Origin of the sequence: Zavarzinella formosa DSM 19928 (assembly GCF_000255705.1) — a bacterium.
GTDB lineage: Bacteria > Planctomycetota > Planctomycetia > Gemmatales > Gemmataceae > Zavarzinella > Zavarzinella formosa.
Genome location: NZ_JH636441.1, coordinates 956,138 through 956,367, shown reverse-complemented (window position 1 = coordinate 956,367; position 230 = coordinate 956,138). Strand labels below are relative to the sequence as shown.

The 230-nt window shown below is 67.0% G+C and carries 1 protein-coding gene; it reads right to left on the bottom strand.

Features of this window, described 5'->3' with window-relative positions; genetic code table 11:
* Nucleotides 1-186: hypothetical protein (locus BGIM_RS67185; RefSeq protein WP_238537684.1), on the bottom strand; the 186-nt coding region annotated here is incomplete at its 3' end.
* Between the last annotated feature and the right edge of the window lie 44 nt (nucleotides 187-230).

Here is a 230-nt window from a genome sequence, read left to right as displayed (position 1 = left end):
CCCGGTCGTGGCGGCGAGACCGGCCCCGGTGGCGAGGCCGGTTGTCAGGCCGAATGTGGTGGCCCGTCCGGTCGTTCGCCCGAGTCTTGTGCCGACTGCCCGACCGACGGTGGTGGGACGGCCGGCCGTCGTGGCAAGGCCCAATGTCATCAACAATAATGTGGCCCGGTCGGCTTGGATCAACAACCGCGCCGTCCGCAATAATGCCGTTATTGCCTATCGGCCGTCGT